Source organism: uncultured Gimesia sp. (assembly GCF_937910335.1).
Taxonomy (GTDB): domain Bacteria; phylum Planctomycetota; class Planctomycetia; order Planctomycetales; family Planctomycetaceae; genus Gimesia.
This window is the reverse complement of sequence record NZ_CALEMX010000525.1, coordinates 1-5,034: the sequence shown is the minus strand read 5'-3', so window position 1 is coordinate 5,034 and position 5,034 is coordinate 1. Positions and strand designations below refer to the sequence as shown.

4 protein-coding genes are annotated in these 5,034 nt (G+C 47.8%); 2 read left to right on the top strand and 2 right to left on the bottom strand.

Features of this window, described 5'->3' with window-relative positions:
• A partial coding sequence (locus Q0668_RS21650) for a DUF1080 domain-containing protein (protein ID WP_298868477.1) occupies window positions 1–542 on the bottom strand: 542 nt, incomplete at its 3' end.
• 403 nt (window positions 543–945) lie between these two features.
• Between Q0668_RS21650 and Q0668_RS21645 the strand changes: the two genes are divergently transcribed.
• Window positions 946–1,749, top strand: a complete 804-nt coding sequence (locus Q0668_RS21645) for a hypothetical protein (protein WP_298868475.1) — start codon at window positions 946–948, stop codon at window positions 1,747–1,749.
• 146 nt (window positions 1,750–1,895) lie between these two features.
• Entirely contained in the window at window positions 1,896–4,259 is a 2,364-nt protein-coding gene (locus tag Q0668_RS21640; protein ID WP_298868473.1) for a hypothetical protein, read from the top strand.
• Window positions 4,260–4,264: 5 nt separating this feature from the next.
• On the opposite strand, the gene folE2 is transcribed toward Q0668_RS21640, so the two are convergent.
• The coding region (gene folE2 / locus Q0668_RS21635) for a GTP cyclohydrolase FolE2 (protein WP_298868471.1) at window positions 4,265–5,034 on the bottom strand (770 nt) is incomplete at its 5' end.

Below are 5,034 nucleotides of genomic sequence, written 5' to 3'. Positions count from 1 at the left end.
CCCCCTTTTTTCCAGACCTTCTCACCATCACGGTCTTTGGTAATTGTCGATGTCAGTGAAGTCGGAATGGTTGCTCCGGTCTTAGGGTCTTTACCCGTTAAGACCAGAATATCACCCACGCCCCCTTCGATAATTTGAGCTTCAATGGATGCCATCCAGGTACTCCCATAGCCGCCGTCGGGACCATGACAGTGAAACAACACGCCGGAATCACGCGTACGGTCTTTGCGAGCGCCCCACGTCTTTTCACCCCATTTGAATTCAATCACCATGTGGTAATCGCGATAGTCTTTCTTCGTGATCAATCCACCATAACCGTCGCCGGAAATATGCAGCATGCCATCTTTCACCGTAAAGATTTTACGGGGATCTTCGTATTCGGTGCCACGATTCCAGACATACAAACCATCCAGGTTCTTGCCATTAAACAGCTTGATCACACCATCCTTGGGAGCCACCACTTTCTCACCGGCTTCGACGTTGACTGTAAAAACTGCAGCCAGACAGAAGCAGGATATCATGAGTTGTCTTTTCAAATGCATTGGAGCTTTCCTGATCTAGAACGAAAAGTAATTTCTTTAATAAAACTAAATTATGGCATCCAACAACTCTCCGCAAGAATGAACATCAAAAAAGTCCCGACTCAGGCAAAAATAGAACCAGCAAACCCCATCGCGGCTCCCAGCACCAGATGAACGAAAGAGAGAGCACAATCACCAAACATGAGACACGGGGGAGAGACGCGAAGTTGAGTGAGCGAACCGTTTCAGGCGCACCCCAAATAGAAAGGGGCGGGCAGAATGTTGCATTAATGATACATTCGAACATCTGGCAGTTGACAACAAATAATCAGAATCCATATGCTGTAAATTCTTGATTCTGAACGTTCTTAATTAGTGTTGATACGCATTGGTTGATACGCATTGATAGTGAGAAACATGTCGCATGAATACTCCCCCTCGTAAACGTCGTCGACGCAGACCACCTCAAGAATCCTCGGAAGACGAATATCAGTCTCCTCGCAGGAGGAAGAAGAAAAGTTCTGGTTCGAAACAGAAAAAATCGACGAAAACGAACCTGCCTATCGGGTTGATTGCAGGCATAGCCGGGACTGTTCTAGTTTTGGTAATCGTTATTTTTGTGGTTGACTGGAAAAATGTGGGCCAAACCGTCGGACTTTCCAGTACCCCTGAGTCACTGATGGATCGTTCGCTGTCTTATCAAAGTCAGCAACTTGATCTTCTTACCTCAATTAAAAATGAGGCAAGTGCGCAAGCAGCAGCGCCGAAACTGATTGCACTCGAGGAAAAAATGGCGAAAAATTCATTCGAGCTGACTAAAATGCGAAAAGACCAGAACATACCACTCAAAGACTCGATGGCCCTCAATAAGGAGTTTAGTGAAAAGCGTAAACCACTCATGGCTCGTGTGGCAGAAGAGAGAAAGCGACTTAGTGGAAATCCTGCTTTAGTGGAGACTGTGAAAAGTATTTTGCGTGAGGCAGGGAGAGCACGCGCGAAAGTTACCAATGAATTACGTTTAAATGCAGCCAAAAAAGAAACGAATGCCGACGGCTATTCAGCTGTTACTTCCAGCACAGAACTAACTGGCGGAATGCGGATTCAATTTCTCAACCCGATCGGCGTATGGCAGAGCGGGGCGATTACTGATGTACGCAATGACGGCAAAGTAAAACTCAACTTTTCCCACGAGTATTTAGATCGAGACCGACTGCGGATCCCTGATTAATAAATCATGAAATGATTTCAGGGATGATGAAGAATGGAACCGGAATATAAAATCGGGCTGATAGCCTTTTGGCAACGCGGATGCCTGTTCACATTACGAAGAAGGTTACAGGACAATCGAACTAATCTGACTAGCATGGAAATTTTATGAAATTTCGTTCTCGCTGGCCACTCGCTCTATTGCTACTACTCTTTTTAGTTCTCGCCTCTCGTCTACTATGGACTTTGGGTGTCTCAGCCGACAGTTGGAAACTGCTCGGCGATGAAGGGAGCGCGCAAATCCGCTCACTCTACAATTGGGAAATCCCCGTTTCCTACCGAACTCCTGCAGAACAGGCCGATTTTTGGATTCAACAGTCCAAGGAAAACGAAGCAGCGCAACTCGATCCCCAAGTGGCACTGGGAGCAGCCTGGATGCTGGATACACCTCGCAAGCTTTATCAGCTCAGACACTATGCCACCACCAGATTTGATAAACGCAGTTTATATTACCTCCTTATTATTGATCGAGAATGGGATCACGAGACCGTTGAAGCAATGGAGGATGACTTTGAACCCCAGGCCCGTGAAGCCTGCCTGGAACAGAGCAAACTGGCCACACAGCTGGATCCTGAGAATAAATATCTCTGGCGCAATCGAGCACTGCTACTGTTTCAATTGCAGAAAACACAACAGCAACCGATAAAACTGATTCCCCGTCAGCAGGATTGGCAGGCTGTCCTCGATGAATGTACCCGACACGATCCAGAGAATGCCCTCTATGACTACCTGGCAGCCCTCCATTTATGGTCCATTTCGAGTGAGATCAAACCGGATAGTCCACAAATCAATATTCTAGATCCTTCGCAATATCAGCAGTCACGTCAAAAACTCAACGCCGGACTCCAGAAAAAGTTCCTGGATACTGGATATACCGGAGAAGCCGCGACGTTAGCTTTCCTCTCACAGATCGGGATTTCAATCAATTACCAGATCTCCATGGCGGAAAGCAGAAAAGGGAGAACCCGGGAACAGTTAATCCTGGTGGAACTGTTATTAATGTTACAAAAGGAATTTAACTCTGCCGCCAACCAGAAACATTACAGTGCCGCTGCAGCTGAAGCACGCCGCAATCTGAGTATTTCGGAACAGCTTGTCACTGATCATTCCTATCTTTATCTCACCGATTTGAAGCTCTTACTTCGCATCAATGGACTGGTCGACTTGCTCAAACTGCAGGAGGAAGATCCCGGGATACTAAACCCCGCAGAGTACGAAGCTTTCTCAAAAGAATACAGCCAGGCACTCCTGACACAGAACATCAATACTGAAGTTCTGAAACGCATCGAGCAGCGGGCCCCCTCCAACGACACTCCCCAGTATTTTCGGTTAGCCCTGCTCTCGGCTACATCACTGAATCTGATTTTCATCTCGCTTGTCTGCGCGTTAGTCGCTGGAGGAATTAGCTGGTCAGGCAGAAGTGATCCGAATTCGGAATTCGTCGAGATGGGATTTTGGCGTCCCTTAGTCTGCTGGCTACTCGGGGCCGGGATGAGCCTCTTAGTATGGGGATTATTCCCCGCTCAAATCGTACCTCTTCAGCTACAATGGAGAGCGCTGCAGTGGATCTACTGGATCGGCTACTTACTGTTTGTTCTGGGTTTCCTGTACCTGATTCATGCTGGATTTTCCGTACCCTGGCCACAAATTTTTTCCCTAAGTTTCTTTATGTCCATCCCGGTTTTGATCGTCTCTCAATATACCGACCTTTACCAGTGGTGGTTTCAAACCCCGGTGGCAACCATCGTTGCTATCGCTGCCGTCATGCTCCTGTTCGGAGTGCTTTCGCTGCGTTTTTCCAGAAAATTCTTCAGTGAGAAACGACATTCGCAATCGGCATCATTTTACATCGGGGGACTGATTCTGCTCTTAGCCGCCATCACAGTTCCCTACGGATTAAATCTTGCCAGGGTATACCAAATCCCGGTTAACCTCACAGACCCCATCTACCCCGTCACTTGGAGAAATATTTTAGGTTTGTATGCCGTACCTGGCATCCCGGAAAACTATTTTAGCCTGTACAGCCAAACTGCCACCCAGGTCTGTCTGATTTGGTACTGGCTGGCGGGAGAAATTATTGCGACTTTGATTTCCCTCTCGATTCTGTGTCTCTGGTATCTAAAGCGTCAATCTCGGTTTATTACGGGGGGATTTCCCAAGCTACTACAGACGCGAAAACGAATCGTACTAAACCACGCGGGTCGGATGCTGGCAAAATCTTGTGCTGTCACTGCATTACTGTTCGCGCTGATTTATCTAGCGGTCGCTCCCGGGCTTCTTCAATCAAGTGAAAAGCAGATCCTGAGAAACTATCAAAAGCTGACTGATTCCAAAACAGATCAGGCAGAAACCAGAGCCATACAAGCAGAGATCGAAGCAGATCCATCTACCATGGCAAGACTTCGGAGTATGGCGGAAAAAAGCAAACAGCGGTTTACGGAACAGAAAATTCAACAAGAGCCATCAACGTAGAAAATTTACGATTCCGAACTAGAATTCCCCGTCGCAACCGCAGCCGCATCGTGGGGATGCAGGCTTTCCAGATGGTTGATCTCCACGCGAAAATCGTGGACTCCCGTAAATTGCTCTAACGCCGCCTTCACTTTGCGGGCCGCGTCTTCACAGAACATCAGATTCGCTCCGTTCAAACGGGCAAACTCCTGTTCATCTTCACGTTTGACCGCGGTCTGTACCGGCGTCGCAATCACCCGTTCGAGATAATCAATCAGAGATTCAATCGGAAAATCTTCCAGTTCGCTGTCTAACTCCACCAGGACATCAGCGTGGCTGCGCTGACTGTGAGGCACCGCCAATATCGCTTCCTGGGTTCCCAGCCACTGAAAGACCTCCTCATGAGAAATTTCACTCCGATTACCAAAGGTTTTCTCAAATGCCTGCTGAATTAACTGCCGCGATAAAGCCGCCGAACAGGGACAGGCACTCGAATACGTCAGGCGAACCTGCATCTGATGCTGAAAGACGCCCCCGCGGTACGCACTATGTATCTTAATGGGATAGGCCCGCCAGCCCGCATGATCAGAAAGTAAAGCCGGCCGTTTCAAAGAGTGCTCATAGGACAGCGTCAAAAAACTGTTCTTACTCATATCCTCATGAGTTTGCACAAAATCTTTCAGGATTTCATTTACTAAAGGCAAAGAAAGCTCGGCATCAGCCAGACGCTGATTCAAACTCAGAAACAGTCGGGACATATGAATGCCCTTGACGTTTTCATCATCCAGACTGACGG

Bases quoted from the DNA above. Each gene is read 5' to 3' on its own strand.
- Q0668_RS21645 (WP_298868475.1), top strand. From the start codon at position 946: ATGAATACTCCCCCTCGTAAACGTCGTCGACGCAGACCACCTCAAGAA.
- Q0668_RS21640 (WP_298868473.1), top strand. From the start codon at position 1,896: ATGAAATTTCGTTCTCGCTGGCCACTCGCTCTATTGCTACTACTCTTT.